Source organism: Streptomyces sp. ADMS (assembly GCF_033441795.1).
Taxonomy (GTDB): domain Bacteria; phylum Actinomycetota; class Actinomycetes; order Streptomycetales; family Streptomycetaceae; genus Streptomyces.
The window spans coordinates 1-450 of the sequence record NZ_JAVFVX010000441.1; the positions used below are offsets into that span (position 1 = coordinate 1).

Below are 450 nucleotides of genomic sequence, written 5' to 3' on the forward strand. Positions count from 1 at the left end.
TCTTCGTGGTCTGCTCCAGGTCTCGGTTGCGGATGGCTCGGCGGGTTTCGCGGTAGAGCTTCTGGGCGTGCTCCTCGGTGATCTTCAGGAGCCAGGCCAGGCGCTGCTCGGTGAGGCCGTGGCGGTAGGCGGCGCGGACGACCGCGCGGCGCTCGGCCTTGGTGAGGTGGACGTCGCGCCCGGCGACGGTGGCGTTGACCCTGCTGTAGTCGAGGCGGTTGGCGAGCTTCTCGTGCAGTGGCTCGCGTTCCTCCTCGGTCATTCCGCCCCGGATGCCGTGGGTGTCGCCGCCTTCCAGGGCGGCGTCCAGGCAGGTGCGACGGACCGGGCACTGGCCGCACAGCGACTTGGCGGCGGTGATCTTGGCGGTCTCGTCGGGCTCAGGGAAGAAGATCTCGGGGTCCACCGGGTTGTACTCGGTGCTCTGGCAGACGGCCTGGTCCTGCCAGG

At 69.8% G+C, this 450-nt stretch carries 1 protein-coding gene; it reads right to left on the reverse strand.

Features of this window, described 5'->3' with window-relative positions; genetic code table 11:
* On the reverse strand, positions 1 to 450 hold a 450-nt coding region (locus RB628_RS42915; protein ID WP_318325776.1), incomplete at both ends, for a WhiB family transcriptional regulator.